This window comes from Bacteroides caecigallinarum (assembly GCF_021530995.1).
GTDB lineage: Bacteria > Bacteroidota > Bacteroidia > Bacteroidales > Bacteroidaceae > Phocaeicola > Phocaeicola faecigallinarum.
This window is the reverse complement of record NZ_JADYTF010000250.1, coordinates 1-969: the sequence shown is the minus strand read 5'-3', so window position 1 is coordinate 969 and position 969 is coordinate 1. Positions and strand designations below refer to the sequence as shown.

General features: G+C 40.0%; 1 protein-coding gene. It reads right to left on the bottom strand.

From position 1 onward, the window contains the following. Positions 1-264: 264 nt before the first annotated feature. A partial coding sequence (locus I6E24_RS16415) for a transposase (RefSeq protein ID WP_235329777.1) occupies positions 265-969 on the bottom strand: 705 nt, incomplete at its 5' end.

Below are 969 nucleotides of genomic sequence, written 5' to 3'. Positions count from 1 at the left end.
CTTTCCTCTAAAATGATTTACGGTAGAATGATTCCAAAGGCTTCCATTGGTATATTCATATGAATAAAGGCAATAAAATATTTACCGGCAGCATATTGTTGTCGGTAATAATTTTTTATAAGTTTATTACTTTCCTCTACGAGCTTTAAATCTCACACCGGCATCCAAAGCCTGTTGCAGTATTAGCCAGTTTGTAAAAACGAGTTTGGTTAACATCACAAAGATAATGACCTTACAAACAACAGGTATATCATGAAGCGGCTTTCATGCCACTTTTTGATGCTTTAAAATAGGGTCAATATAATCCTGGTCTTTTGAAAACATGTTCCATATTGCAACAAGCATTTTTCTGGCTATTGCAACCTGAACTTTCATCCTGCTTTTCTTTTTTGCTGTAACCTGAATATAACTGAACCTGTTGAAGAATGTTTTTTGTTTTTTGGAAGCAGCCCATGCACACTCAATAAGTATTGTCCTGAGGTATTTATTGCCATGGACTATCCTCCGACCCTTGATACGCCCTGCACTCTCTTCATTCCTTGGTCTTAACCCACACCATGAGACCAATGCGGATGCTGTTGCAAACATCTTCATGTCAACGCCAAGCTCCGCAATTATGGATGTTGCGCTTCTTTCTTTAACTCCCGGAATTTTCTGAAGTCTCTCAAGTTGCTTGGGGTAATGTTTCTTACAGAGCGAAGTCATTTTCTCCTGACATTTATCTTTATGTGCCGCAAGCGTCTCTATTTCCTCAAGCAACATTCCTATTATATCCGAGTCGACTTCCGTAACAACGCCTGTCAGTGCCGCAAGCATCGTGTCCCTGCCATGTTTGTTCAGTGTCCTGCCATGTATATGTTTTATAAGTTCTTCCGGCTTTGTGACACCTTGAGATATGGCCTTGGCCACCATACGGTAACTTTTGGAATCCACATTGGATATATAGTTGCTTATCCTGATGTTACAGCG